Here is a 26,200-nt window from a genome sequence, read left to right as displayed (position 1 = left end):
TTCTTTATTAGATTGACCTCACCCTAATGCTCGTTTTAAATAATACCCCGTATGCGAGCCCGCCTGTTTACATAACTCCTTTGGCGTCCCTTCAAAAATCACCTGTCCTCCTTTATGCCCGCCTTCAGGCCCCATATCGATTATCCAGTCTGCATTTTTAATAACATCCAGATTATGCTCAATTACAATGACTGTATTCCCACCATCCACCAGTCGATCCATCAGCGATATCAGCTTGCCGGTATCAGACATATGCAGTCCAGTAGTCGGTTCATCCATGACATAGATACTGCCTTTTTTATGTAGCTCGCTGGCCAGCTTGATGCGCTGACATTCACCACCGGAAAGTGTACTCAATGGTTGTCCCAGCGTCAGGTATTCCAGGCCTACTTCGATCAATGTTTGCAGTTTCTTTGAAAGTTCCCTGATGGAGAAGAATTCATTAGCATCTTTAACGGTCATCTCCAGGATCTCAGAAATATTCTTGCCATTCAATTTAAAGGCAAGCACTTCTTCTTTATACCTTTTGCCCTGGCATATCTCGCAAGGTGTTTTCACGCCTTCTAAAAAGGCAAGATCAGTATAAATGACACCTGTACCCTGACAATTCTCACAAGCACCCTTTGAGTTAAAAGAGAAAAGTGATGCATCTACATTGTTGGCATTGGCAAAAGCCTTTCTGATCAGGTCCATCACTCCTGTATAGGTAGCCGGATTAGATCTGGAAGAAGTACCCACTGCTGACTGATCTACTACAACTGCCTCGGGATGTTTGGACAGAAATGCATGATGTATCAGAGAGCTTTTACCTGAGCCGGCAACGCCTGTGACTACGGTCAATATCCCTGTGGGAATATTAACAGATACATTCTGCAGGTTATTGTTGGTGGCATGGGTGATAGAAAAATGTCCAGTAGCCTTCCGGTATTGTTCCTTTATAGCGAAGGTATGGTTCATATATTTTCCGGTAAGGGTGTCGGATTTAAGTAAACCCGCAAGACTACCTTCATACATGATATTCCCGCCTTTTGCTCCTGCCATCGGGCCAACGTCCACTATATGATCTGCAATTCTGATCACGTCAGGATCATGTTCTACTACTATCACTGTATTACCTTTATCTCTTAACTTGGTAAGCAGAGAGTTGAGCCGGTAAACATCCCGGGGATGTAATCCCACACTGGGTTCGTCAAAGATATACAATACGTCGATCAGGCTGCTGCCAAGATGTTTTACCATCTTTACCCTTTGGGATTCTCCTCCGGATAGTGTGTCTGTTGCCCTGTCAAGGCTCAGGTATCCCAATCCCATGTCAACCAGGTGCTGTAAACGCTCTGTAAGCGTTTCTATCATTGGCTGCGCTATGGGCTCGTTTACTTTCTGCAGGAAGGGGATCAGTTCCTCTACTTCCATTGCCGACAATGTTGCGATGTTATATCCGTTTATTTTACAATTTAATACCTCCTGGTTGAGGCGGGCACCCTTGCATAAGGGACATTGCCCATAATGCAGGTAAGCAGACACCATCTTCTGCGTGCGTTCTGATAATGTTTTAAGGTCACGTTTAATATAAGAACGGTTGAATTTTTCTATGATACCCATATAGGTGGCATTCATCGTACCATTCCCTATTTGTAGCTTAAACTTTGTAGGAGGGCTGTATAACAGCAGATTCATTTCTTCCTCTGTATAATCACGCAGCTTTTTATCTACATCGAAATAACCGGTGTTCGCATACATTTCCTTTTCCCACCCTACAAAACCAGGTACTTGTAGCGCTCCTTCCTTTAAGGATTTATCAGGATCATAAAATTTCGTACCGTCAAATCCCAGCTTTTGTCCTAATCCATTACACTCTGGACACATACCTTGGGCATCATTAAAAGAAAATACATTTGAATACCCTACAAAAGGTTTTCCAATTCGGGAGAAGAGCAAACGTAATACTGGTGAGATGTCGGTGACAGTACCCATTGTAGAATGAGAGCCCCCTCCTAACCGTTTCTGATCAACAATAATAGCCATGCTTAATTTTTCTATGGCGTCTGCATTGGGTTGAGGATAGCGGGGAAGCAGGTTCCGGATAAACAGGCTGAAGTTTTCGTACAATTGCCTTTGCGCTTCATTGGCAATGGTGTCAAATACAATGGAAGATTTTCCGGAACCGGATACGCCGGTGAAGATGTTAATTTTCCTCTTGGGTAAACGAACATCTATATTTTTTAAGTTATTCTCCCGTGCACCACGTATTTCGATGTATTCCTGGGTCATAGTGTTGAATTGGGTTTATATTAAATGGAGTGCAGGTACTCCGGACGAGCCGACAAAATTATTATTTAAAATCTGATCAGATTGAGTTATTGTGGTCTATCTTTTCATGTTCATCCAATAAAAAATAGGTTCACTTAATGTTTTCTGTCAATCTTTCGCTGACATCCTTTCAGATCACTAATTAATTAGATATTCACAAAAGAGCCGTCATATTCCGTATATTAGTATAGACAGGAAAGCCCCCATTTTTTATACCAAAACGAGAATGTCATGTACAGGTCCCCCTTTGGAATATTCCGTCGTCATCTGATTAAATGGAGTTTGCTTTGTTGCATAGCAATCATTGTATTCCAATGTAAAAGTAAAACACACTCAGTACTGCCTCCCGGCGATCCGGACAATGGCGGACTGATACTGCCGGGTAATTTTGAAGCAGTGGTAGTGGCCGATAGTCTTGGCAGGGCCAGACATATAGCAGTAAATAACAACGGTGATATCTATGTAAAATTGGTTTATAACGACATTATGGGAGGGAGAGGAGGCACTGTAGGTCTTCGGGACGCCGATAATGACGGAAAGGCCGACATTATTGCCTATTTCGGCGATTATAAAGATGAGGGAGGACTGCCGGTAGGTATGGTGGTTCATAATGGTTATTTGTACACCTCTACGCTGCGGCAGGTGCTCAGGAATAAGCTCAGAGCAGGGCAGCTTATTCCCGATAGTAAAACAGAGATCATCCTTACTGATAAGGATGAGAATATCGAACGTCACTGGCATACAGCCAAACCTATGGCATTTGACAACCACGGTCATATGTATGTGCCTTTTGGCGCTCCTACAGATGCCGCTCAGGATGTTGAGAAAGCTGGCCCGGGAGGAATGCCTGGTGGTAAAGGACTAGATCCTGCTCCCGACCTTCAGTGGCATGGAGGTATATGGCGCTTTGATGCAGATAAGGAAGGTCAGACACAGCAGGACGGCTATAAATATTCGACTGGTATCCGGAGTATATTGGGCATGGCCTGGAACCAGGACGACGACTGTCTGTATGCCGTCATGAATGGGATAGATAATCTGCATACCCGTTATCCTGCATTGTTTACCTCCTGGCAGGCAGCTGTACTACCATCAGAGCCGTTGTTGAAGGTCACAGACGGATCTGACTTTGGATGGCCTTATGCCTACTTCGATCATATGCTGGGTAAGAACATGCTGCAACCGGGATATGGTGGTGATGGAAAGATTGTTGGCAGAGCGGCTAAGTTTGACGTGCCCGTGATGGGCTTTCCCGGTCACTGGGCGCCTATGGAAATAATGTTCTACCGGGGCAATCAATTTCCTGAGCGGTATAAGAAGGGCGCTTTTATTGCATTCCATGGCTCAACAGACCGGGCGCCTTATCCTCAGTCAGGATACATCGTATGTTTTGTTCCTTTTGAGAAGGGAAAGCCCACTGGTAAATGGGAAGTGTTTGCAGACGGTTTTACCGGCGTGGATACAGTAGTGAATACGAGCGACGCATTATACCGTCCTATGGGACTTGCCGAAGGACCAGACGGCTCGCTATATATTTCAGAATCCAATAAAGGCAGGATATGGCGGGTGATGTATAAAGGCAACAAAGCACAATTTGGCGAAGCTCAGCTGGCCGCTATGGAAGCCCGTAAATCGCGCTCCTATATAAAGACGCCGGATGAAGTAAAGGATAACCTGGGGAAAGGAGGTGAGATGCATGGGGCTATGCTGTATAACGTCTATTGCAGGAGCTGTCATCAGTGGGATGGCAGGGGAGATAATAACCGTTATCCGCCGCTGGTAGGGTCGGAATGGGTAAGTGGCAGCCGGGAGCGGCTAATAGGGATAGTGTTACATGGTTTGCAGGGAGAGGTCAAGGTGAGCGGCAAGACTTACAATGGCGTAATGCCTGCACATGGTGATTTCCTGGATGATTATGCCGTGGCCTCTATACTCACTTTTATCAACAAGCGTTTTAACCAGAAGGATAGTGTGTTTACGAATGAAGAGATCAAAAAGGTGCGTGGTGCCAGATAATGTTAGCTCAGATTTGACGTATGAACCTCTTGCCTGGCTTCCAGTTCTGCGATCAATTTGCTTTTGACAATTGTAAAGGAGTAATCTCTTGCTTCTGCAAATGAGATATTGTATTTACGTTCTATATGCTGTACGTTCTTTGGGAACCGGGACAATAATTTATCATAATACTCATCTAACATCCCCTGCGAGGGCATTTGGAAATCCACTCTTAACTGAAATCGTCTTAATAGTGCAGTATCAATAATGTCAGCGTGGTTGGTGGCGCATAGCAGCAGGGCTTTTTCAGGATAATAGTCCATCAGCTGGATGAGTGTGTTTACCAGTCTTCGCATTTCGCCCACGTCATTTTCATCGTTTTCTCTTGCTTTCCCTATCTGGTCAAATTCGTCCAGGAAAAGAACCGCTTTTTCCCTGCCTGCTTTGTCAAAAACCTGCTTAATATTCTGTGATGTTTCGCCGATACGTGCGCAAATGATATTGCTTAGGTTAAGTATCAGGATATTCTTGCCAAGGGCCTGTGCAATGGCTTTGGCTGTCATGGTTTTGCCACAGCCAGAACTGCCGTGAAGCAGTATTTTGTTATTTACCGGCAACCCGTATTGGTGCAATTCCTCAATATAAGTATGCTCCTTGATGAGTTGTATAATTTTTGCTTTGTTTGTTTCTTCAAGGAATATATCGTTGAATGATACCTGTTCCTTGTCATTAATCAGAAGATCAAATACGTTCATTAGAATATTATATATCTGTAAGCCTTTTCATCGTCCTAATAGACCATGTTGCCATAAGGCAGGCAAATATACCTAATGTGTGGCTTTCCTGTATAGGCCAATTTAAAGAAATATAGGTAGTCCGATGGTAATAGGCGCGGCAAAAAAAAGATGCAGTACAACTTCGCGTACTGCATCTTTTTTATGTTATGCCAGTGGAAAAGTAAGGTGTCTTAGCGATTCTCAAAATACTCGAACCCATCGATGATATCGAGATATGCGCCATCAAAGTGACTGTTCAACAGCTTCTTTGTGTAGGAAGCATCATTTCCGAAAATAACTTTTTCCCAGTCAGTGTTCCAGTACTGTACTTTATAGTTGCCCGGCCAGTCAGGGTTCTCTGCTACGATAAACGGCGGGTTACCTACTTTCCAGGAGCTCTGCCAGTAGTAGCGGTAATCTTCGGCTTCACCGATAGACATATAAGCAATTACCAGGCGTTTACCACCGTTAGCCTTTGTTTTCAGCTGATCAATCTCTGCTGCAGTAAAGGCGACATCATTCAGGAACAGGTCCATCAGGATTACGTCATAGTTCTTCGTCTTTACAGAATCGATGAACTGTTTCTTGGAAGAGAATTTCTCCGGGTTGATCAGGTACAGGAAATTCTTTGCCTGTGACAGGCTGGTGATGTTATTGCTGTTCACGCCATAAGGCTGCGCAGGGTAAGAAGGGATGTTGTACAGCTCTCTTTTGTCAGCGGCAAATGAGATATAGCCGTTGGTGTTGTTGGAGCTGTAAGACTTATCCATGTTTGTCTTACCTGAGCAGTAATCTGTTACCATTACCTTTTTGGTGGTTTTGATCCTGTTGAGGAATTCCCGCAGATACTGGTTATCGCTGGAAGGAGTAGGCTTGTTATCGCCGTCATAACCGAAGAACAGGTCTTCCTGTCCTACGCCGTCAATGGCATTCAGGTAAGCCTGCGCGAGGGTACCGTCGGATTCTCCGTTGGTAGTGATCAGTTCAATTCCGTTTTGTGGAATAATGGCGAATTGCGAATTCTGTGCCTTGGCATACTGGCTGATGCCAATTACAAAGTTCCGCATTTCCTGCCGGTAATCAGTTGCAGCAACTTTCTGCTGTTGTTCCTGTTCCTTTGATTGTGAGGGACTGGTGTTGTCGGTTTTTGAGCAGGACATGATGCTCAATAGCATGGGCAATGCAAACAGTACTTTGTTTCTGGTTTTCATTGGTGTTCAATATGGTATAATCAGGATAACGAAACATCCATCCGGTTCATTTTGAGGGAGAGAGGACGCTTCGCATTTTCACAGTGAAGGTATTGTTTTGAAAGACATAAATGTCGATGACACATTTTAAAATACCGGCAAGCGTAAATGCCAGTCGATAAGGCATTGAGTCATAATATAAGTTATTTTGAAAATACTGATAGTGACACATTGACCAGATACAGGTTTCCATGATGGAATATTGCGTGTAGATGCAGCAGTATTTACTAAAGGGATCGGGCCTTCGATTTTCCTTGCTTATGGGTTCAAAAAAATTAACCTTTTTCCCGGTTCAGTGTTATTAACCAGTAGCCGAAACACGCAAATAATCATTATAGAGCCAGTTGAAGACCTCAAAGACTGTCCGGCAACAAAACAAATACCACACATTTATTCACACTTTAAACCCACATTATGAAGAGGATTGTATTAATAGGCAACAAATCCTGGGAAGTAGAACCTATTTTAAATGCACTGTTAAACGTCAGGATCCGTCCAAAGGAGTTGAAAGACCCTACAACACTGAATTACCCATGGACTTTTTCACAAGGCACAGCAAAGCCCCGCGCCGTATGGGACACATATGAGCAAATCACGATTGAGTTGTGGTGCGTACAGGATATCATGGACCCCAAATGGAATCCCTCGAGTTCGCAGGGCAAACATGAATGTCTGCCGAAGATACTCGAGTACCGCTCTGAAAAGCCGGACCTGGTGGTAGCCTTAGGAACTGCCGCACTAGGCCTTGACGGTGGCAATAATAATGGCTGTGTTGTGTTTGGCAGCAATATCTTCATTCACAACTATCACCCAAATGGAGAGAATGCCCAAAGTCAGTGGGATGACCCTGCACATTTCGAAAAAGTGCTTTTCTCCGCAGTCAATGCGAATATTTTCAACCGCCTGGATGCTGATACCATCAAATTGGTAGAACAGCGTTTATTGAAGCCTTATCTGAATCCTTCTGACAAGATCTGCGTCATGTCTGATAAAGACTATATCGGTGTGAGCGTGGTGAATATCACTAACTATGCGGATTACCAGTATTCTGACGAGAGTGGGTTGAAGGCTCTCGCTGAGACCGGTAACAAACTGCCGGTAGGCTCAGTGGAAACTACGCATGGTGTTATACGTTTGTTGTGTGATGCACCATTCCTTTTTATATCCGGTATAACCGACCGTGTGGGGCACTTTGCGGATGATGTAGATGGAACAGATGGAAATGGCAACATAAAAACAGAAGCGCAGAATTTTACTGCTGCGTTTAATATCGGCGTTTGTCTGAGCTATCTGATCCCGAAAATGGCAGTATTTGTGTCACCTCCATTGACGAAAACATCGAGAGTAACGGAAGAAGCATAATAAGAAAACCGGGGTTACAGGCCCCGGTTTCAGTTTTATTTCCTGAAGGATCAGGAATATAGCCATCAGAATTTGATCTGCAGTTTCTGAGAAACAAGTTTGTTATCCTTATAGTACTCGTAAAACCACTCACCATTGTTTTTGAATACAACGCCGTTATATGCTCCTCCCTCGGTTATAAAATAATCAGGCATAGATGTTTTGAGCAGTGTTAATACTTTTTTCGGCGTAATATCAATCAGCTGATATCCATTGGCGGTTGCCTGTGCATATAAGATACCAGTCGTTTCGGTAATCGCAGCTGTTGCAGGCGCCGGAGGAGGTGGAGGAGCAGGAACGGCCGTAGCAGGTGAAGCTGGCTGTACTGCTGCCACTGGTTGTGGTGGTGCTAATGAGACGCTGTCATATTTATAAGGTATGTCGTTCAGTGATGAGAAGGCATCTCTTAAAGCAAACTCATAGGCAACCTGATATTCTTTCTCCCTGCTTTTGCCTTCCTTGCTTTTGAAGATGATATTGCCCTGGCAGTCTTTCAATAGTAAGGTTAGGTTTGTAACGAATAACCCCTTTTTCTGTACAACTTCAGTTCTGAGCGCATTACAGGGATTAGCCGCCATTTCAGCAGGCATTTGCTCGCTGCTCATCACGGCAGTAAATCCCTTTTCCTGCAACAGGAATTTAGTCAGCGTATTCAGGCCATACTGATTATCCATCTTGAAGAAGTCGTACCTGTCTGGTACGAGTATGTATTTATAATTGTTGATGGTTTTTTGGGAATAAGCTGTTCCGGCAAGTAATAAGAAAATAAGTATTGCGTATGTTCTCATATAGTGTTCTGTTTCAAATTATAGTGAAAATATGCAAAAAAGCTTAAAAACTGTTATAGTGCAGCTAAGGGGCTCATGCACCGGATATTTCATGTCACAGGTTCTCAACGCACATACAATGCGTCATAGGTAATTTTCTTTGTGATAATACTTCAGCTAAAATAGTTTATAATATGCATACAACTAATGTGTTATGTATTTTGTCATGTGCTTTTATCACCTTTGCGCCTAATTGAAATTTGATGTTGCCCTGTACCCTTGTCAGGTTTCCTATACTTTGTTCGAGCATAGTCACATTTCTTAGTCCATATGAAAGATTGGATTGTCATAAGCAGTCAATCTGGAAGGCAAGATGCCAGGTGACAAAAATCCAGCTATAATTTGACGAGAATTAATGCGTTTCGCAGACGCTGTATCTAATGATTCAGGACGCTATACCTAAAATTTTTAATGATGAGCAAGTTTTCTGTACGTTTAATGCTTTACGTACCATTTATAATGTGTTTGTTGGGGACCCACATTGCAAAGTCTCAATCGAAAGCTGGTAGTTTGAGTAATGGTTTTATTCCGGAAGTGATACCACCATCGCCTACAGCCGCATCCCTTGGTAAATTCGGGGCATGGCCTGTTAGTTATTATACAGGCGTTGCAAACGTTAGTGTTTCTATTTATGATGTAAAGGAAGGAAAACTTTCATTACCGGTGTCATTGAGCTATCATGGTTCCGGGGTAAAGGTGGAGGAAATGAGTGCTGGTACCGGAGTTGGTTGGACTTTAAATGCTGGTGGTGCTATTACACGTACGATAATTGGATTGCCGGATAATGATCCTAATGGTTATTTGAGCAGGTTGAAATCAGGCGTAGTCTTGCAGGACAATTATGCTTTGAACAGCGTAAGCACCTTCCTGTATTTTAATAAGGTAACTGATGGCGATATTGATACAGAGCCGGATGCCTATTTTTATAACTTCAATGGCCGGTCTGGAAAGTTCTTCTTTGATGAGAAGGGTAACTTTCATAGTATTCCTGAAAATGCGCTTAAACTGACTAAGCATCCTTTCATGTCCAGCAGCGCTGCGAATATTTGGGAGATTGTGGATGAAAGCGGAACGATTTACACTTTTGGATCAACGGATGGAGTTTCCGGTGGCGTGGAGCAAACAAGGATTGCAGATGGATCTCCCGGCAACTTTGAATTCTTCGATAATGCCTGGTATCTGACAAGTATCGTTTCGAGTGATAAAAGCGATACGATATCATTGCAATATGTAACAAAGAGCGAATCTTATACGCTCAAGTCAACCCAGTCGCTGAAAGAATTGACAAGCGGAATGACTTACCAGCCAGCTGGGGCTTCTGCCTGGCCCAGTATCCTTCATACCTCAGTTCTTTTGTATAATGGAACGCCTAATAGCGATCCTATGAATACCCGCCAGTTGACGACGGGTAAAGGTGGCCTGTCTTCTATAAAATGGTCACAGGGAGAGGTCAGATTTAAGTCAAATACTGCCAGGCAGGATATGTTGTCCGGAACTTTATTAGATAGTATAGAAGTTGTTGCTGGCGGCGCAGGTAATCTGGTGAAAAAATTCCTCCTTCAATATTCCTATACCGGCGATCGCTATTATCTGGATTCTGTTTCTGAGTATAACAAAACCCGTACAGATAAGATGGTGCATAGCTTTTACTATTACCCGGGTCTGCCATCCAGGTTTTCTAATTCACAGGATCACTGGGGGTATTTTAATGGCGCCGCCAATAATAACCTATTGCCGAACAGTAGCAAATTGCAGGCAGTGTTGTCTGCAAACAGAGAGCCAAACGAATCAGCAATGAAAGCCGGGACACTATGGCGGATAAAATATCCTACAGGAGGATATACGGATTTTGACTATGAAGCACATGAATATCAGGCAAGTGTTACTCCTGGTGCACCTACCACAGTTGTTGGGGCAAATACGATCTGGCTTAGCAATTATAATCCAAAAATGCCCCGTGGATTTGATAGTACGGCTACCTTCGTCGTGACTGAAAATCAGAGTGACGCTACAATAGAGATAGAATTCACAGACTATTTCAAGCCAATAACAAAGGATCGTGCCTGGCTACCATATGTTAAGCTGGAACGGCTGAGTGGCTCAACTTACGTGCAGACAAACTACTGGAATGCTTTTGATCTGTTCCCGGGAGGAAATATTCCGGCTAACCCTGACGGCTCTTACAATGTTATAGTGCCTAAAACCACATTTAATCTTCCTGCAGGGTCTTATAGAATAACCGTCGATAATACGTGTAGTTATTTTGACTGTGGGGAGGAATGGCAAAAGGGACATATCCTGGCTGGTATTACATTCCGGACGCAGGTAACCTCCACTGCGCCAACTCCTCCTCCTCCTATTGCAGGTGGTTTAAGAATCAGAAGCATAAAGAACTATGATAATATAGTTACAACTCCTGTAGAAATAAAGAAGTTTGAGTATTCTCCGGGCGTCTTGCTGACCTATCCTGCTTATATCCACTATTATGCTGTTGACATGTGGGGGGCTTCTGAACAGGGATACGATATGTGTCATACGAATTTTGCCAATTACATTGAAGAGACCAGCAGCAGCCAGGTGATACTTGGTGTAACACAGGGCGCCGCAGTCGGATACCAGGAAGTAAGGGAATATAGTGTAGATAATAGTGGGGTAGATAATGGTTATACGAAATATAATTATTTGTTTACGGCCGATTCTGCAAATAACTACTACTTCGATCACACATACTGGCCTGACCTGGATATTGCTGCGGCTAATAATTCTATTCCTGTCAATAACTATGATTATAAAAGGGGACTCCTGTCTGAAAAGACTGTGTATGCGAAGAAGGCTGGTAGTTATACTCCTGTTAGTTATGTTAAAGACCAATATGCGTTTAACGACGGAGACACCGCTCATCTTTATCGTAGATTGAAAGCGTTGCGTGTTAAAAAGCTGAGAACTGTGTTGTATCCATGTGGTAATGAGCAGGACGGTTATTTTATTCCGGCTACAGACGAATATAAAAACGACTATGGATATGGAATATATAACCTGGTTACATCCTGGGTACAGAAAACCTCAACAGAGGAAACGATGTATAACCCTGATGATGGGACAGCGTTAACATCTTTGACAAGGTATTATTATGATAATAATAAGCACCTCGGTGTTACCAGAACAGTAACGACCGATAGTAAAAATCAGACTTTTACTACCTATACCAAATATCCTGATGAAATGGTGAGTGGTGGAACTACTGTACCTTATTCGGATATGATCTCCCGCAATATGATCGGCAACGTCGTAGAACAACGGACCGTAAAAAATGATACTGCGGAGATAAGCAAGGAGCGAATTAACTATGCAGCATTTACAAGTGCGTTAATTGCACCATCCAAGCTGGAATCATCTGTCTTTGGTAATCCGCTGGAAGAGAAGGCCAGTATTCAGCTTTATGATGCTTTTGGTAACATGACACAGTATCGTGAAAGAAATGGCCTGTATACATCTTTAATATATGATTATAACAATAGTCTGGTAGTGGCCAAGGCAGCCAATGCGGTGCTGACCGATATTGCCTATAGCGGTTTTGAATCATCCTCTACAGGAAACTGGCAGATGGCAACAGTAAGAAATACCACGACATCGCTGACTGGAAAAGCTTCCTATACTTTGTCAAGCGGAGATATTGTCAAAACGGGACTTGACGGCGCTAAAACATACATGGTTTCATACTGGGCGAAAGGGGCGTCAGCTACTGTAAATGGGCAATCGGGTGTAGCAGGAAGAACAATTAATGGATGGACATTCTATCAGCATAAATTGACTGCCGGAACAACAACTGTTACAGTAAAGGGTACTGTAGTAATTGATGAACTGCGCCTGCTGCCACAAAATGCGGTAATGCAGACTTTTGTTCATGACCCATTAATAGGGATGACGGCTCAGAGTGATGCCAATAATACAATCTCCTATTTCGACTATGATGGCTTTAACCGTTTGTTGCAGGTGAAAGATCAATATGGTGATATTCTAAAAAGGTATGAATATAGCTATGTGCGACCTGTAAGTCAGCCGACGACCTCTATTTTCTTTAATGTACAAAAGGTAGCGACCTTTAAAAAGAACGATTGTACTATCGGCGATGGGTCAGTACTTACATACGTTGTTCCTGCCGAGAAATATAAATCATATGTTAGTCAGGCGGATGCTGATGGCTTTGCAGACGCGGAAATCAATGCAAATGGCCAGAACTACGCCAACACTAATGGAACCTGTAATTTCTATAACGTACAGAAAAGCAAGGTCTTTACTCCTATTGGCTGTAGTTTAGGGTATGTTGGTAGTCCTTACAATTATGTAGTACCTGCCGGACAATACATAGTTCAAAGCAGTCAGAAGGCTGCCGATTCTCTTGCGCAGCGTGAGATAGACCTGTTTGGACAAAGCTATGTTAACTCACATGGATCATGTATTCCTGATAATACTGCCAGCTTCTTTGTAGGTGAACGTCCTAATGCAGGAGTATCCACATTTTCTGTGACTATTACGAATATCAACGGAGTGGTGCTTTATCAGTATGAGTTTAAAGGAGTTGGTGATCCTGTATTGCCATATAAAGAGTTGCTGCCTACGGGTAACAGTTATGTGGTGAAGATACAAGGGCAGCAGTCTTTTAATGCGGTTGTAAATGGTGTTGATCAGGTTGTGACGGGCGTAAAATCCTGGAATGTATCTACACCGATTATCATTGAAGTCTATAAATAGTCGAATATATAAGTTTGCTTTTTATGAAGAAATTTCAGCGTATATTTTGCTGGGTGTTACTATTCATTATTCCGGGCGTCTTGTCAGCCCAGAACAAGCCCGGCGGAACGCGTAATACGGCAACGGCCGTAGCCGTTCCGGCTGCGTACAATACTACCTCGATCAACTATGTCCGAACCTGGGAGTCGGATAAGCCTTTTACAGATACTGCTGCAGTTACATCTGGCAGCAGGCTGGTGAGGGAGGTAAAACAATCCACTCAATACTTTGATGGTCTTGGAAGACCGATACAAACAGTTTCAAAGGGGATCAGCAGTGAAGGGAAGGATCTGGTAGCGCCGGTAATATATGATAGTTATGGAAGAGAGCAATACAAATATCTTCCCTATGTGCAACAATCTGGTAATCTGAATGACGGGAAATTTAAGACTGATCCGTTCAATGGACAGAAAGCATTTTATCAGAATGGAGTACTTAATCCGGGTGTTGCTGGAGAGAATATTTACTATAGTCAACAGGAGTTTGAGCAGTCGCCGCTTAACAGACCACTTAAATCTTATGCACCGGGCAATAGTTGGGTGAATCATCCTGTAGAAATCCGGTATCAGGTGAATTCGGTGGCTGATTCAGTGCGATTATGGAATATCGGGACAGGGATACCTACCAGTGTAGCCAATTATACGGCCGGACAGTTACAAGAGAATGTGACTATAGATGAGCAAGGCAGCCAGGTGGTTGAGTATAAGGACAAGCAAGGTCAGGTAGTACTAAAAAAGGTACAGATTGCAGCTACTCCCGGTACAGGGCATATAGGCTGGTTATGTACGTATTATGTGTATGATGACGTGGGAAGCCTTCGTTTTGTTATACCGCCATTGGCTGTGGAAGCTATAAAAGGTACCTGGACAATAAGCACTACTATTGCTGATGAGTTGTGCTTCCAGTATCAATATGATGCAAGACAACGTATGGTAGTGAAAAAGGTCCCAGGTGCCGGAAGGGTATTTATGGTGTACGATGTGCGGGATAGGCTCGTATTCACACAGGACTCTGTTCAACGGACGAAGTCCCCAATGGAATGGCTGGTTACTTTCTATGACGATCTGAATCGTCCAACTATGACAGCTATCTATGCGGGAACTTCTACCAGGGAGGCTTTACAGACGAGCATGAATGCTGCTCCCACATCTCAATCCATTTCTTATGTGGCGCCTGCAAAAGCGGATCTGTCACTGTATATGCATGACGGTAGTCCTTTGTATACAGCCACTAACAGCATTAGTATCCTCGATGGGTTTGATTCCGGTGCTGGTGGCGCAACTGAAGCAAAAATTGATCCTGCTGCTGCCGGTGATACGACAATAATTACTGCTACGAATCCATTACCTAATCTATCAACATCGGCATTAACACCGCTGACCTATACATTTTACGATAACTATAACTTTACCGGTAAACTGGCTTTTGTTGGTACTGATACTGGCAAATTATTGGCAGCGGATACTTTATATCCGGAGAAACTGCCAGTAAGTAATATGACTACAGGATTAGTGACCGGCACCAAAGTAAGGGTACTGGGGACTAATACGTGGCTGATGACAACTACTTATTACAATGATAAGGGTCGTGCTATTCAGGTGATAAGTGAAAATAACCTGGGAGGGAAGGATGTATTGTCAACACTTTACAATTTCAAAGGAGCCGTACTGGCAAGTTATCTTCGTCATCAGAATCCCCAAAGCATTACACTGCAAAGTTCCTTGCTGACAAGTATGACCTATGATAATGCTGGCCGGTTGCTTACAGTGAGGAAACGGTTGAATGATGATGTAAGTCAGGAGAAGGTGATAGCGACAAATAGTTACGATGAACTGGGACAGTTGAAGTTGAAACGTTTAGGAATGGCCTCTTCTGGTAGTGTGATTGATAGCTTGAACTATACTTATAATATCCGGGGCTGGTTACAGGGCATCAACAAGAACTTTGTAAACAGCGGGACCAGTACGTCGAACTGGTTTGGGCAAGAGCTCAGCTATGACTATGGATTTGATTCCAGTTTGTACAATGGCAATATAACTGGTGTGAAGTGGAAGACCCGTGCTGATAGTGCATGGGCGTATGGTTATAGCTACGATAAGGCCAACCGGTTGACGGGTGCATACTTCACTCAGAAGAATGGTGGCAGCTGGGCACAGGATAAGAAGGATTTCACGGTGAGTAATCTGACTTATGATGCTAATGGCAATATCAAATCCATGTGGCAGAAGGGGATGATCGGAACAAGCATCGATACCATTGACCGTTTAAGCTATACGTACTTAACTAATAGTAACAAGCTGGCAGCGGTAGCTGATCCTAATCCAGCTAAGACTGCGTCTGCCAAACTGGGAGATTTTATTGACGGCACTAATAGCGGCAATGATTATTTCTATGATGGAAATGGTAACATGGTCGCTGATTCCAATAAGCATATCAGTTCAATTGTATACAACCATCTGAATCTACCTTCTGTGATTACTGTTGTGGGTAAGGGTACAATTACTTACCAGTATGACGCTATGGGGAATAAGCTGAGCAAGACGGTGCTGGATAATACCGGTAGTCCTTCTAAGACAACTGTAACTGACTATGCGGGGCCATTTGTATATAAACAGGACAGCCTTGAACTGATTAGTCATGAAGAGGGCCGTATCCGTCCTATTTATAAAAGCGGACAGCCTATTCAATATGCGTATGATTATTTTGAGAAGGATCACCTGGGTAACGTGAGAACGGTATTGACTGATCAGACAGACTTTACAATGTATGCTGCTACTATGGAAACGGAGGTGGCGGCTCAGGAAGTGGCATTGTTCAGCAATGTGGAGGAGACCCGTGCAGAGATACCTTCTGGTTATCCTGCCGACCAGACTACTGAAGAGAACAAGTTTGCTGCGAAGTTGAATGCGAAGGCAGGTGGGAAGAAGATCGGTCCTTCTTTGGTATTACGGGTAATGGCTGGAGATACGGTTCAAATTAAGGCAAAAGCATTTTATAAGTCCCAGGGGCCGGATGATAATAATGGAAAGGCCCCGGTGGAGGATCTGATCGCAGGTTTGGTACAGGCATTTGGAGGCGCTACAAGTGGAAATGGATCACATGCTTCTGAGGTGATTTCTAATAACACACCTTTTAATGCGGACTTCTATAATAATAATTATCAACGTTTAAAGGAGAAGAATGAGGATAATGGGCAATCAAATCGTCCGAAGGCCTATTTGAACTTTGTTTTATTCAATGATGATTTTAAATTAGTGGAGGATAATAGTGGGGTGAGGCGGGTGAAGGAGAGCCCGGATGAGCTGCAGGAACTAGGAGTTGAGAAGATGGCGGTGGAAGAAAGCGGATTTTTGTATGTTTATACGAGTAATGAGAGTCAACAGGATGTGTTCTTTGATAATGTGGTCTTAGGGGTGAATAGCGGGCCGTTGTTGGAGGAGACGCATTATTATCCGTATGGGTTGACAATGGCGGGGATATCTACGAATGCGTTGAAAGGTGTGAATTATGCTGAGAATAGGATAAAATATAATGGAAAGGAATTGCAGAGTAGGGAATTTGGAGATGGAAGTGGGTTGGAGTGGTATGATTATGGGGCTAGAATGTATAACCAACAAATAGGAAGATGGTCAATTCATGATGCAAGGGCTGAAAAGTATGAAGGATATTCCAGCTATAATTATACGCTAAACAATCCGATAAATAGTATCGACCCTGATGGTAAGTTGGTCATATTTGTAAATGGGCATTGGAATAGAATTGTTCATTCCGTTGGATTAAGTCCGGGAGCACCAAAGCAGTCTTATTGGGACTTTTTTAGTAAGAAATTTATACCCGCTGCGCGCTCCTTTTTGGGTGCATCAAGTTCTGAAGGAAATCATTTTGTTGACGGCTCTTCTTTATATGGAGGAGATCAAAGCGGCGGGGACCGTTATGCACTTGGACGAAGATATGCAGAAGAGCATTATGAAGAGTTGGTTGGCGGAATGAAAGAAAATGAAACATTCAAAGTAGTGGGCCATAGTGAAGGTGCTGCCTTTGCGGCAGGTATTGCGTCGTACTTGAGTGAGAAATTCGGAGAAAGAGAATCGAAAAATCATCCTGTTGAAGCATTACTATACCTGTCACCTGATGAAGCGGATGAATTCGTGAGTCCGGATAATATTACTTCTTATCAAATACACTACACTGATGACCCGGTTTCTCCAGCCATGCCAGTTCAGGGCGTGAAGTATTATTTCAAATTGGATGGAATGGGATTCTCCAATTCACACGGAGGAACTGTTACCGCAGATGCGATACGTAAATTACAAAATATAGTCTCCCTATTTATTCAATCTAATGATGTGAAAAAAGTTGAGACTGATAAAGGAGTGGTTTATAAAAGGAATTAAAGTGTTATACTATTATTTATTCTTACAGTTTCAATTTATGCTAGTTCTAAAAATTTGGTTGCGTCTTAGCTTAAGGCTTAGTTTTTCATTGATGATTCGTAGGTGATAGATTATTCTTCAATGTTCATTTGGTTAATTTAAATATTATTATGGTAGTTAATAAGGGAATAACAAGAACAATTGCTTTGTTAATTTATTCGGTAGTGGAGATTTTATTTGCGAGCCTATTGTTTGTAATATTAAATTTTGGAAACATTTCTCTACATACAGAGTATGATATGCTCCATGATAGACCGATTTATTATTTTGTAATGAGGTCAGGTCTGGGGATTGGTTTGTCAATGATTTTTTCTCTCCTACAAGCGTTGTTTATGATTTTTGGAAAGCGGCTATTGAGGATTGAAAAGTATTCTTATCGGAGGGTATTTATTTTGCATCTAATAGTTTTTTCCATCCTAACGATACTATTTGTAGCGATTCGTTTTTATGTTGTCTTTAGTAGTGACCCTGCTGCACGTATCGAGTAAGGTTAATTAACCTGTAGCTATTGTATATTCTTACCGATGGAAAATGTGTAGATTAAACCGTTATCATGATAAAATAAAAGAACTGGTTTTAGTATTGTTAGTATTGACATTAATAACCTCTTGTGCTTCTAGAACGTATTTGGACACTGGGAGGGAAAAAGATTATGATCCTACCTGGGTTTACAAGGTGTATAAAGTTGATTCTATTGGTTCATGGAATTTAATTTACGTGAAACATGAAGGATGTCGATATAAAATATTGTCGCATAAAGAAATTGCTGGTGGGGGTATTATGATCAGAAAGCACGGGAGATACAATTTAATATTACATTCTAGAATTTACGGGCCACGAGCTGGTTCTGGCGTTAGTTGCTTTAATTTGGATAATACTAGTACGGTAGTATGCCTAGAAAGAAATAAAGGTATCTTCGATTTACTTTATGCAGAAAACCTAAAAGGATTATATCTTATTGAAAAGTTGCCGTAAGATGTAGAATTTCCTGTACCTATTGCTTTTTGTATGCCCGGCTGCTTGTAGAAGTTCAAATAAACTAAGTGATTATAAAGGAAATGTCTATTTAATTAGAAAGGGTATTCAGTCTAAGATTGCAAATGGGCAATATACCATTCTTTATTTTGAGAATTGGATTGGCTACGTTGGATATGAAGTCGGCGGTTCAAATTGTAGATTTAATATCACCGCGGAGTCCTATAAGCGTCTGAAAGTGAAAGGTAACCAAACAAATTAGAGGGAAATTATGATAGAGAGGTTTTTATTATTGATAGTATGCCTGCTTTTTCGATCGCTATCCCTAATGTATATTATATGATAAATCCATCTGCCAGTGTTTATACAAGACGGTTTAAAAATTGATTCCTAAATGATTAGATTTTTATTTTTATTGCTATGGAGTCCTTTATTTTTTATCAAATCTACTCAGGCAAAAATAGGTGATACCCTGGTTGTAAAAGCAATAGTAACGGAGATTTATCCTATCGACAATTATATAGTTGTTAAGGCTAAAGGTGATAATGCTGAAAAGTTTACAATTTTGTCCCCATTAGGTATAAAGAGTCCACTGATGAATGGGAATGGACATAGTTATAAGATAAAAGTTGGTAAAGCTTACTCTTTTGTGATAAAGAAAACTTCTATTATAAAAGGCGCATTGGGGAGCAACATGTTTTTACCACTAGGAGGATTTGCTTATAACGGACGAGAATTGCTGGAAAGAGGGGAATTGCCATATAAGGCATTGAATATGTGTCAACGTAAGATCTATTATTAGGGAATGCCCGGGTTTCCCAAAAGGATTGGGGTAATATGGGAGACGTAGAATACTGCTATCATTTCATAGAATAGTCTGGTTATGTATAAGCGGATTGTTTGCAGCGTAGCTGTTTGGTGAATACACGCCTCCTGTTTAAGATACGAGAGTGGTTGATAGTTAACTAATTGAGATTAATAATCAGTTTTTTATGAAGAATCATATTTTATTTACAGTATTCTTCGCCATAGCTTGTTATAGTTGTAGTACTTCTAAAACCACTGTGCAGCAAGGAGATCCTCCCAAGGATGCTATTCAGATTGCGATTGAGGATTTTGCTGAGAAGTGTAAGCTTTACCAAGAAGATAGTATTTTTCGTATTAAGGTATGGAATTATAACCAGCACAAGGATTTTTTAATTGTATCTATATTAGGATTGAGAAGAAAAATAATATTGGAGCCGGAAGATACAATTGGAAGTATGGGGAAATCAGAGAACAGGTTTTACGAGAGAGATGGAAAATTGTTCCTTTGGCGAGATAATAATTATCCTATAAATAGAGAAGCGCTGGGGGCATTTCAAAGATATAATTTAATTGAAATGGACAGCTTAAAAATGAAATATCCTGAATATTCGCGTGACGATTCTCAGAAAGCGGCCGTTTATTTTTTTTGTAAAAATAACTTAGCGATTTATAAACGCGTTATTACCAATAGGGGTGTCGGTTATTTCAATCCCCCAATACTAAAATGTAGTGAAAATTGAATGCTCATAATTTGGACAAGCGGGCTTTTATATCTTAATAGTTGGTTTTTAACTATTGTGTCTTAGAGGCGACAAGAGAAGGGACAAGTTAAACTGTTATCTCGATTAATGAAAAGGCTAATTTTAGCATCGTTAGTATTGACATTAATAACCTCTTGTGCTTCTAGATCGTATTTGGACACAGGACGGAAAAAAGATTATGATCCTACCTGGGTTTACAAAGTATATAAAATTGATTCTATTGGTTCATGGAATTTGATTTATGTAAAACATGAAGCATATCGGTATAAAATATTGTCGCATAAAGAAATCGATGCTGAAGGCATGAAGATTGGAAAGCATGAGAAATATAATTTAAAGTTACACTCTATGATTTACGGGGCAATGTTTGCTTACGGAGTTAAGTGCTTTAATTTTGACAATACTGCCGATGTGATATGCCTGGAAAGAAATAAAGGTATCTTCGATTTACTTTACGCAGAAAACCTAAAAGGATTATATCTTGTTGAGAAGTTACCGTAATATTTTCCTGTACCTATTGCTTTTTGTATGCCTGGCTGCTTGTAGAAGTTCAAGTAAACTAAGTGATTATAAAGGAAATATCTATTTAATTAGAAAGGTCAAATCAGTAAACAACTGGTATGTCATTTATGCTACAAAGAAGGATAGTGTATATAAAATAATAGTTCAGAAAGAGAATACTGATACCCTTTCCTGCAGAGAAAAAGTGAATATTGGGAAATATTACAAATTGATTCTTCATTCAAGAAAAAAAGATCCGCCAAGTTTAAATGGCATACCAATACGACCAATGAATAGTTTGGATATTCAATGTTATCAGTATGACGAAGTGACGGAATTCTGTATTGAACCTAGAGAAGGAATTTACGATTTATACAGTACTGAGAGTATTAAAGGGAATTGCTATCTTGGTAAGATAGATTTGAATAAATAGGTAATGCTGCCAATTGTGTTCGTAGCGGATCTCAATACATCAGTATGTGATGTATCAAATTTCCTTTGCGAAGTTTAAGTTTTATCCTGAAGACGATATAAATTCAATAGTTGGACGCCATTCCGGGGTTGATGCATGCATAAACGCTGAGAAATTAAGGATCATGGTATTTAAATGCTGGAGAAATGAAAAATTGTACTATGAATTTTGATGAGTATTACTGGCATGATTCTATACTCGAAAATATTTCTATTAATCGAACTGACCCGGGAAATAATGACAGCATAGAAATTATTGTTAAATGGTATGAAGATAAGTCAACATCTAAACTCGTGTTCAAGAAATCTTACTTGTTCAAGGCAACGATGAATTTTGGAATTATTGCCAATGAGTCAATTGATGATGCTTACATAGCGCCACCGGATGATGAAGATTTAATAGGTTTTTATAAAAAATGGGGAGGTACCTTTGATCACATAAAGTTGTACTGCTATGTTATAAAAACATCATCTACCGGAAGCGAAATAAGAATCCTTGCAGAAGGTGTAGAAATTATGAAAGTATAGGGGCAATTTCGTTTCGCTGCGATATCCTTCGCTGCCATCAAGGGAAATCTGTCATTGGGTGCTCTGGAGTGACATGGAACGATCTTTCACAGAATGTCTGGTGTCGTTAATGTTTTATTTTGATGATATGGAAATAACACTACTCTCCCCCCAACAACTCTTCCAACACCACTGCCTGGTTATGCTTCTCATCCTTCGCACCATATACCAGCGTAATCTTCGTCTTTGCCTTTGCCAGTGCCTGCAGATCATCCCAGGCTTCATTATCCTTTAGCTCCTCCCGGTACCTCTTTTTAAATTCCTTCCACTTTGCCGGGTCATGCCCGAACCAGGTTCTCAACTTCGTAGAAGGAGCCACTTCCTTCAGCCATTGATCAATTTCGGCAGCCTCTTTTTTAATCCCCCGTGGCCATAGGCGATCAACCAGTATGCGGTAGCCGTCCTTTGTATCAGGGGCGTCATAAGCTCTTTTAATCGCAACTTGCATATCGATGTTGTTGATGTTGGAAGATAAAGCTACAAGCGGAAGGGGCACAATAAGTGCGCCATTTAAAGGGAGCAGGAAGTACTAACACTCATCCACTTTGTTAAATTTCCCTTATAAATTTCCCCATAAATCTATTAAAAACAAGCTTTTACTTAACTTTTGACCTTAAATCAGCACAGCATATGGCAAACGGAAGCAAATCACCACACATCCTCAATACATCTACCAACCTGCTGGGATTTTGTTTAATTGTGCTGACCTCCATCAAAGTCATGCATTTCAACAATAGTACGCTCATCGATGACAGTACCGGGATTGCCTCACTGCTTTTAATGGCCAGTTGTTTTCTGTCATTCCTGTCTATGCGGGCCGAAGATGAGCGGAGAAGCGAGCGACTGGAGAAGGTGGCAGATTATGTCTTCCTGGTGGCGCTGATCTGTGTAAGTGTTACCATTGTGCTGGTATCTTTTAACCTGATCTCATAAGGACCGGAATTACCGGTGGTCACAAGCTCCTTTACTTTATATATTCATTTTAATATATTTGTTTCTTAAACTAATCGCATATACCTATGACCACTAAGAGTACTGTCCTGTTGACGGGCCTTATCTTCTTTTCATCAATCTTATCTGCACAGGTAAAGAGGGCAATTATCCCGGTATTGACTCCAGGAGAGCAATACATTTTCAAGAATACTACCATTTCCGACATTCATGATGACGGTGTACGTGCCATTAATCAGAGTTTTTCGACCAGCTGGGTCCTGCGGGTAGTAGGGAAGACAGCGCAGGGAAAGCTGATGATCAGGGCTACTTACATGAAGATCAACCAGCGGACAGAACACCTGTTTACGCATGACCTTACCGGCTTTAACTCGGACGATTTCAAAGAGTTCGTCGTAAAGAGCGTAGGCGATGAGTTACACACGAAGAATGACCAGCTGCGTAAACTGGGCGAGGGGATGCTGGGGAAATCATTTACTGTTTACATCAACCCTGATTGGAGAGTAGACGAGGTAACCGGCGTAGATTCCCTGATCAACATTGCGCTCGACGGTATGGAAGAACAAAATCAAGCTGTTGCACAGAGCTTCGGTAAGGCAACCAGGGGTACTGTTAATAATGAAGAGATCAGGAAGATCTTTGACGGCGCCTTCTCTTATGTCCCGGAAGAAGAGGTAGCGGTAGGAGACAAATGGTACAAAGATGATAATCACCACGTAGGACCATTAAGAGCAGAGTATATTGTGAAGTCTGAAGAAGCGAATGAGATGGAGATCGCTGTGTCATCTGCTACTTCTATCAACAACGATATCCAGGCATCTTATTCCAGGAAGGGAACGATCACTGTGGATGTTAAAACAGGATTGTTACTGAGATCTTCTGTGAAGGATGATATGAAGCCAAGAGCCGGCAATATTACAAGGTTGGTGGTAAGAACGGTAAAGAATGAGATGCAAAAGAAGTAGCAGATGTATTATGGGGGTGCGATGTTGTTAACTTGCATATTCGGGACCATGTTATGGGAATATTAAAACCGCTGTTATAGCGGATACCGGGGAATCTAATACTTTCGGTGGGGTCACAAAAAGATTGTAAGGCCGCTCTATGGGCGGCTTTACTTATTAGTGCATGTCATAACATTCCCGGATTGCTACGCCATGTAACAATCAGTAAGTATCGTCAAAGTAAAATATGAGTTGATCAGACCAGAAACTGGTCACAGTCATACTGATGGAAGACCGTTAGCGGAGGGCTTTTTTCCGGCACATCTGCAATGAGGATCGATTTTTTCGGGATTGACCGTTCGCTGATTGCTTCCCCGCTAAAATGTGTAGTTGATCTGCCTTCCTGGTTGACAGCATACAGCATATCCGCTGCGGAGCGGCTTTTCTTCGCAATCCGGGGTGTTTTGGCTGGCTGCTGCGGATCTTTGGCCTTTTCTATCAATGGTAATACCGGCTCCAGCACTGCTGTCACAAATGCCTGCTCGCTACTGGCGGTGCCGGTGGATTGAATACCTGTATCAGTATGCAGGAAGCGGATCTGTAAAAGAACGATCGTAGCCGTGGCCCTGACAGGTACAACAGGTAACATCAGGGAATGCTCTCTTTCTCCCAGCCGGACGCAACTCGCTGCGGTCGTGGTGCCAAGGCAGCTATTCTGTTCAAGATCCATGTCCAGCGATACTGCCTGAAGCTGTATATAACGTGCATCCTTAGGAGGTTTCAGCCAGTGTTGCCAGTTAACGGGCAGCTGTACCTTAATGCTGCCGTCCTCCTGACGTATGGTATCAATGCCGCCAATGGTCATGACGGCCTTTTTGTTATAGCGGAAATCTTTGAGATGCTGATGTAAGGCAGCGGGACTGAATACACGTTTACCACGGGTATGCAGGGTGTCTTCCCTCAAAGCCGCATAAACGGCCTTATTTAGCCTGTATACGGTCGTTTCGTCTTTCGCCGGCTGCCAGATACCATTCAGCGCAGCACGGATCGATTTTGCGGCCTTACTGGCCTTGGCGAACTCGCGGCTACTTTGTTTACTGGCGACAGACATACTGTCCGGGCCATACTCGGGCATTTTACGGCAGAATTTCTTGCCGTTCCGTTCGTAAAAGATGAGATCTCCGACGTGGCCGGAGAGTCCCTGTGTAATAATATTTCGGTTTTGGGCCATGGATGTAATCGTTTATTCTTCAATTTACAGAAAAACCTGCATTTTAACAAGTTGATAGTTAGTCTATTGTCAGCGATATTCTTTTATTCTTTCCGTGCATAATGAGGGTATTAAAAGTACACCTGTATATCCCTATAGGGTATTGTAATGCACTTATAATCAGCCTTTAAAGAACTGTTATCACTAAACTTCAATAGGAGTTGTATAGGACTTAAGTTGGACTTAATCAGACAATATCGCCAAGCTACGACAAACTATCCCAGGCCTTCTTCTTTGAATAGCCGTACAATTTCTTATTCGTCTTTTAAAAGGCTGTTTCATACCATCCCTAAGCTTCGATGCGCATTACAGGGACTTTGGGGCCATAAAATAGAAAGAAATATCCGCGGTGTAAAGACATTAGCGTTTTGGTATCTTTGCAGTTAAACGTGCTTAATTAAATTATGAAAAAGTCATTCATTGCCATACTGTTGTTAACGTTATCTTTTCTTCCTGCTTTTAGTCAGGATGAAAATGATGAATACCAAAAGGTTATTTCCGATTTCATTACCTGTGTAAAACAACAGGATAAAGTAGCCTTATCTAAGAAGATCGTTTTCCCTTTAAGAAGGGAATACCCGCTTCCGGCGATAAAAAATAAACAGGAGTTTTTAAACAGGTATAATGAGATCTTCAATGACACATTGGTTGAGATGATCACCACCTCTGCTCCCGATAAAGACTGGTCTAAAATGGGATGGCGCGGATTGATGTTGCGTCACGGACAGTTATGGCTGAATGAAGAAGGCAAGCTGATAGCGGTGAATTATCAGTCAGCTGTTGAAAGCAAAAAAAGAGCCCTCCTGGTAGAAAAGGAAAGGAGCCTGGTACACTCGTCCCTGAAAGAATTCAAACGGCCTGTCGCCCTGCTGGAAACAGGTAAGTTCAGGATCAGGATCGATGATATGGGTAATGGAAATTACCGCTACGCTTCCTGGGGGCTGAAAAATAAACAGAGCGATAAACCTGACCTCATCATAGAGAACGGCCAATATATACCTGAAGGTAGCGGTGGTAACCACCGATATGAATTCAAAACCAACGGCTACGTGTATAACTGTTCCGTTACAGTTCTCGGTGGGAAATATGATGATGCACCCGCGGAGCTGACCATTTACAAAGGAGAGAAGGAGATTTTATCTCAACCTGCTACCATAGCGGATTGATAAA

17 protein-coding genes are annotated in these 26,200 nt (G+C 42.0%); 11 read left to right on the top strand and 6 right to left on the bottom strand.

Annotation, left to right across the window (positions count from 1 at the left end; all coding sequences use genetic code 11):
• Window positions 1-18: 18 nt before the first annotated feature.
• Window positions 19-2,271, bottom strand: coding sequence for an ATP-binding cassette domain-containing protein (locus CLV42_RS24170; protein WP_106604502.1), 2,253 nt, complete (start codon window positions 2,269-2,271; stop codon window positions 19-21).
• A 270-nt stretch (window positions 2,272-2,541) separates the two neighbouring features.
• Here CLV42_RS24170 and CLV42_RS24165 point away from each other — a divergent pair, with 270 nt between their 5' ends.
• Window positions 2,542-4,326 (top strand): c-type cytochrome, encoded by a 1,785-nt coding sequence (locus tag CLV42_RS24165; RefSeq protein ID WP_106604501.1) that lies wholly within the window; start codon window positions 2,542-2,544, stop codon window positions 4,324-4,326.
• Window positions 4,327-4,328: 2 nt separating this feature from the next.
• On the opposite strand, the gene CLV42_RS24160 is transcribed toward CLV42_RS24165, so the two are convergent.
• Together CLV42_RS24160 and CLV42_RS24155 are read right to left on the bottom strand one after the other, a co-directional pair.
• Complete coding sequence (locus tag CLV42_RS24160; RefSeq protein WP_106604500.1) at window positions 4,329-5,060, bottom strand: AAA family ATPase; 732 nt, start codon at window positions 5,058-5,060, stop codon at window positions 4,329-4,331.
• 212 nt (window positions 5,061-5,272) lie between these two features.
• Window positions 5,273-6,292 carry an endo alpha-1,4 polygalactosaminidase gene (locus CLV42_RS24155; protein WP_211303526.1) on the bottom strand — a complete coding sequence of 340 codons (1,020 nt, stop codon included), beginning with the start codon at window positions 6,290-6,292 and terminating at the stop codon, window positions 5,273-5,275.
• Window positions 6,293-6,745: 453 nt separating this feature from the next.
• Here CLV42_RS24155 and CLV42_RS24150 point away from each other — a divergent pair, with 453 nt between their 5' ends.
• A complete protein-coding gene (locus CLV42_RS24150) occupies window positions 6,746-7,693 on the top strand; it encodes a hypothetical protein (RefSeq protein WP_106604499.1) in 948 nt (315 codons plus the stop codon).
• 65 nt (window positions 7,694-7,758) lie between these two features.
• On the opposite strand, the gene CLV42_RS24145 is transcribed toward CLV42_RS24150, so the two are convergent.
• Complete coding sequence (locus CLV42_RS24145) at window positions 7,759-8,520, bottom strand: hypothetical protein (protein WP_106604498.1); 762 nt, start codon at window positions 8,518-8,520, stop codon at window positions 7,759-7,761.
• A 549-nt stretch (window positions 8,521-9,069) separates the two neighbouring features.
• Here CLV42_RS24145 and CLV42_RS24140 point away from each other — a divergent pair.
• The 6 genes from CLV42_RS24140 (at window position 9,070) to CLV42_RS24100 (ending at window position 21,826) form a co-directional block, all read left to right on the top strand.
• Window positions 9,070-13,311: a DUF5977 domain-containing protein gene (locus CLV42_RS24140; protein ID WP_106604497.1), complete on the top strand. Its 4,242-nt coding sequence runs from the start codon at window positions 9,070-9,072 to the stop codon at window positions 13,309-13,311.
• A gap of 23 nt (window positions 13,312-13,334) precedes the next feature.
• Window positions 13,335-17,744, top strand: a complete 4,410-nt coding sequence (locus tag CLV42_RS24135; RefSeq protein ID WP_106604496.1) for a DUF6443 domain-containing protein — start codon at window positions 13,335-13,337, stop codon at window positions 17,742-17,744.
• Window positions 17,745-19,152: 1,408 nt separating this feature from the next.
• Window positions 19,153-19,560, top strand: coding sequence for a hypothetical protein (locus CLV42_RS24120; protein ID WP_106604493.1), 408 nt, complete (start codon window positions 19,153-19,155; stop codon window positions 19,558-19,560).
• A gap of 190 nt (window positions 19,561-19,750) precedes the next feature.
• Entirely contained in the window at window positions 19,751-20,305 is a 555-nt protein-coding gene (locus tag CLV42_RS24115) for a hypothetical protein (protein ID WP_106604492.1), read from the top strand.
• 108 nt (window positions 20,306-20,413) lie between these two features.
• The gene (locus tag CLV42_RS24110) at window positions 20,414-20,827 is read left to right on the top strand and encodes a hypothetical protein (protein ID WP_146154470.1); all 414 of its coding nucleotides are present in this window, start codon (window positions 20,414-20,416) and stop codon (window positions 20,825-20,827) included.
• A 633-nt stretch (window positions 20,828-21,460) separates the two neighbouring features.
• Complete coding sequence (locus CLV42_RS24100; RefSeq protein ID WP_106604489.1) at window positions 21,461-21,826, top strand: hypothetical protein; 366 nt, start codon at window positions 21,461-21,463, stop codon at window positions 21,824-21,826.
• A gap of 139 nt (window positions 21,827-21,965) precedes the next feature.
• Here the strand turns inward: CLV42_RS24100 and CLV42_RS24095 are convergent, their stop codons facing one another.
• Window positions 21,966-22,313: a DUF488 domain-containing protein gene (locus CLV42_RS24095; RefSeq protein ID WP_106604488.1), complete on the bottom strand. Its 348-nt coding sequence runs from the start codon at window positions 22,311-22,313 to the stop codon at window positions 21,966-21,968.
• A gap of 182 nt (window positions 22,314-22,495) precedes the next feature.
• On the opposite strand from CLV42_RS24095, the gene CLV42_RS24090 reads away from it, so the two are divergent.
• Together CLV42_RS24090 and CLV42_RS24085 are read left to right on the top strand one after the other, a co-directional pair.
• On the top strand, window positions 22,496-22,798 hold the full coding sequence (locus CLV42_RS24090; protein ID WP_106604487.1) for a hypothetical protein: 303 nt from the start codon (window positions 22,496-22,498) through the stop codon (window positions 22,796-22,798).
• Between the two features lie 86 nt (window positions 22,799-22,884).
• Window positions 22,885-23,781 (top strand): DUF6263 family protein, encoded by an 897-nt coding sequence (locus tag CLV42_RS24085; RefSeq protein ID WP_106604486.1) that lies wholly within the window; start codon window positions 22,885-22,887, stop codon window positions 23,779-23,781.
• Window positions 23,782-24,016: 235 nt separating this feature from the next.
• Here the strand turns inward: CLV42_RS24085 and CLV42_RS24080 are convergent, their stop codons facing one another.
• Window positions 24,017-24,991, bottom strand: a complete 975-nt coding sequence (locus tag CLV42_RS24080; RefSeq protein ID WP_106604485.1) for a hypothetical protein — start codon at window positions 24,989-24,991, stop codon at window positions 24,017-24,019.
• Between the two features lie 443 nt (window positions 24,992-25,434).
• Here CLV42_RS24080 and CLV42_RS24075 point away from each other — a divergent pair, with 443 nt between their 5' ends.
• Complete coding sequence (locus CLV42_RS24075) at window positions 25,435-26,196, top strand: hypothetical protein (protein ID WP_106604484.1); 762 nt, start codon at window positions 25,435-25,437, stop codon at window positions 26,194-26,196.
• The last annotated feature ends 4 nt before the right edge of the window (window positions 26,197-26,200 follow it).

Origin of the sequence: Chitinophaga ginsengisoli (assembly GCF_003014595.1) — a bacterium.
GTDB lineage: Bacteria > Bacteroidota > Bacteroidia > Chitinophagales > Chitinophagaceae > Chitinophaga > Chitinophaga ginsengisoli.
The sequence above is the reverse complement of the archived record's forward strand: the minus strand, read 5'-3'. Positions and strand labels throughout refer to the sequence as shown.

Bases quoted from the DNA above. Each gene is read 5' to 3' on its own strand.
- CLV42_RS24150 (WP_106604499.1), top strand. From the start codon at position 6,746: ATGAAGAGGATTGTATTAATAGGCAACAAATCCTGGGAAGTAGAACCT.
- CLV42_RS24160 (WP_106604500.1), bottom strand. From the start codon at position 5,060: ATGAACGTATTTGATCTTCTGATTAATGACAAGGAACAGGTATCATTC.
- CLV42_RS24170 (WP_106604502.1), bottom strand. From the start codon at position 2,271: ATGACCCAGGAATACATCGAAATACGTGGTGCACGGGAGAATAACTTA.
- CLV42_RS24085 (WP_106604486.1), top strand. From the start codon at position 22,885: ATGACCACTAAGAGTACTGTCCTGTTGACGGGCCTTATCTTCTTTTCA.
- CLV42_RS24090 (WP_106604487.1), top strand. From the start codon at position 22,496: ATGGCAAACGGAAGCAAATCACCACACATCCTCAATACATCTACCAAC.
- CLV42_RS24145 (WP_106604498.1), bottom strand. From the start codon at position 8,520: ATGAGAACATACGCAATACTTATTTTCTTATTACTTGCCGGAACAGCT.
- CLV42_RS24095 (WP_106604488.1), bottom strand. From the start codon at position 22,313: ATGCAAGTTGCGATTAAAAGAGCTTATGACGCCCCTGATACAAAGGAC.
- CLV42_RS24115 (WP_106604492.1), top strand. From the start codon at position 19,751: ATGAAGAATCATATTTTATTTACAGTATTCTTCGCCATAGCTTGTTAT.
- CLV42_RS24165 (WP_106604501.1), top strand. From the start codon at position 2,542: ATGTACAGGTCCCCCTTTGGAATATTCCGTCGTCATCTGATTAAATGG.
- CLV42_RS24135 (WP_106604496.1), top strand. From the start codon at position 13,335: ATGAAGAAATTTCAGCGTATATTTTGCTGGGTGTTACTATTCATTATT.
- CLV42_RS24120 (WP_106604493.1), top strand. From the start codon at position 19,153: ATGATTAGATTTTTATTTTTATTGCTATGGAGTCCTTTATTTTTTATC.
- CLV42_RS24075 (WP_106604484.1), top strand. From the start codon at position 25,435: ATGAAAAAGTCATTCATTGCCATACTGTTGTTAACGTTATCTTTTCTT.
- CLV42_RS24155 (WP_211303526.1), bottom strand. From the start codon at position 6,292: ATGAAAACCAGAAACAAAGTACTGTTTGCATTGCCCATGCTATTGAGC.
- CLV42_RS24080 (WP_106604485.1), bottom strand. From the start codon at position 24,991: ATGGCCCAAAACCGAAATATTATTACACAGGGACTCTCCGGCCACGTC.
- CLV42_RS24110 (WP_146154470.1), top strand. From the start codon at position 20,414: ATGAAAAGGCTAATTTTAGCATCGTTAGTATTGACATTAATAACCTCT.
- CLV42_RS24100 (WP_106604489.1), top strand. From the start codon at position 21,461: ATGAATTTTGATGAGTATTACTGGCATGATTCTATACTCGAAAATATT.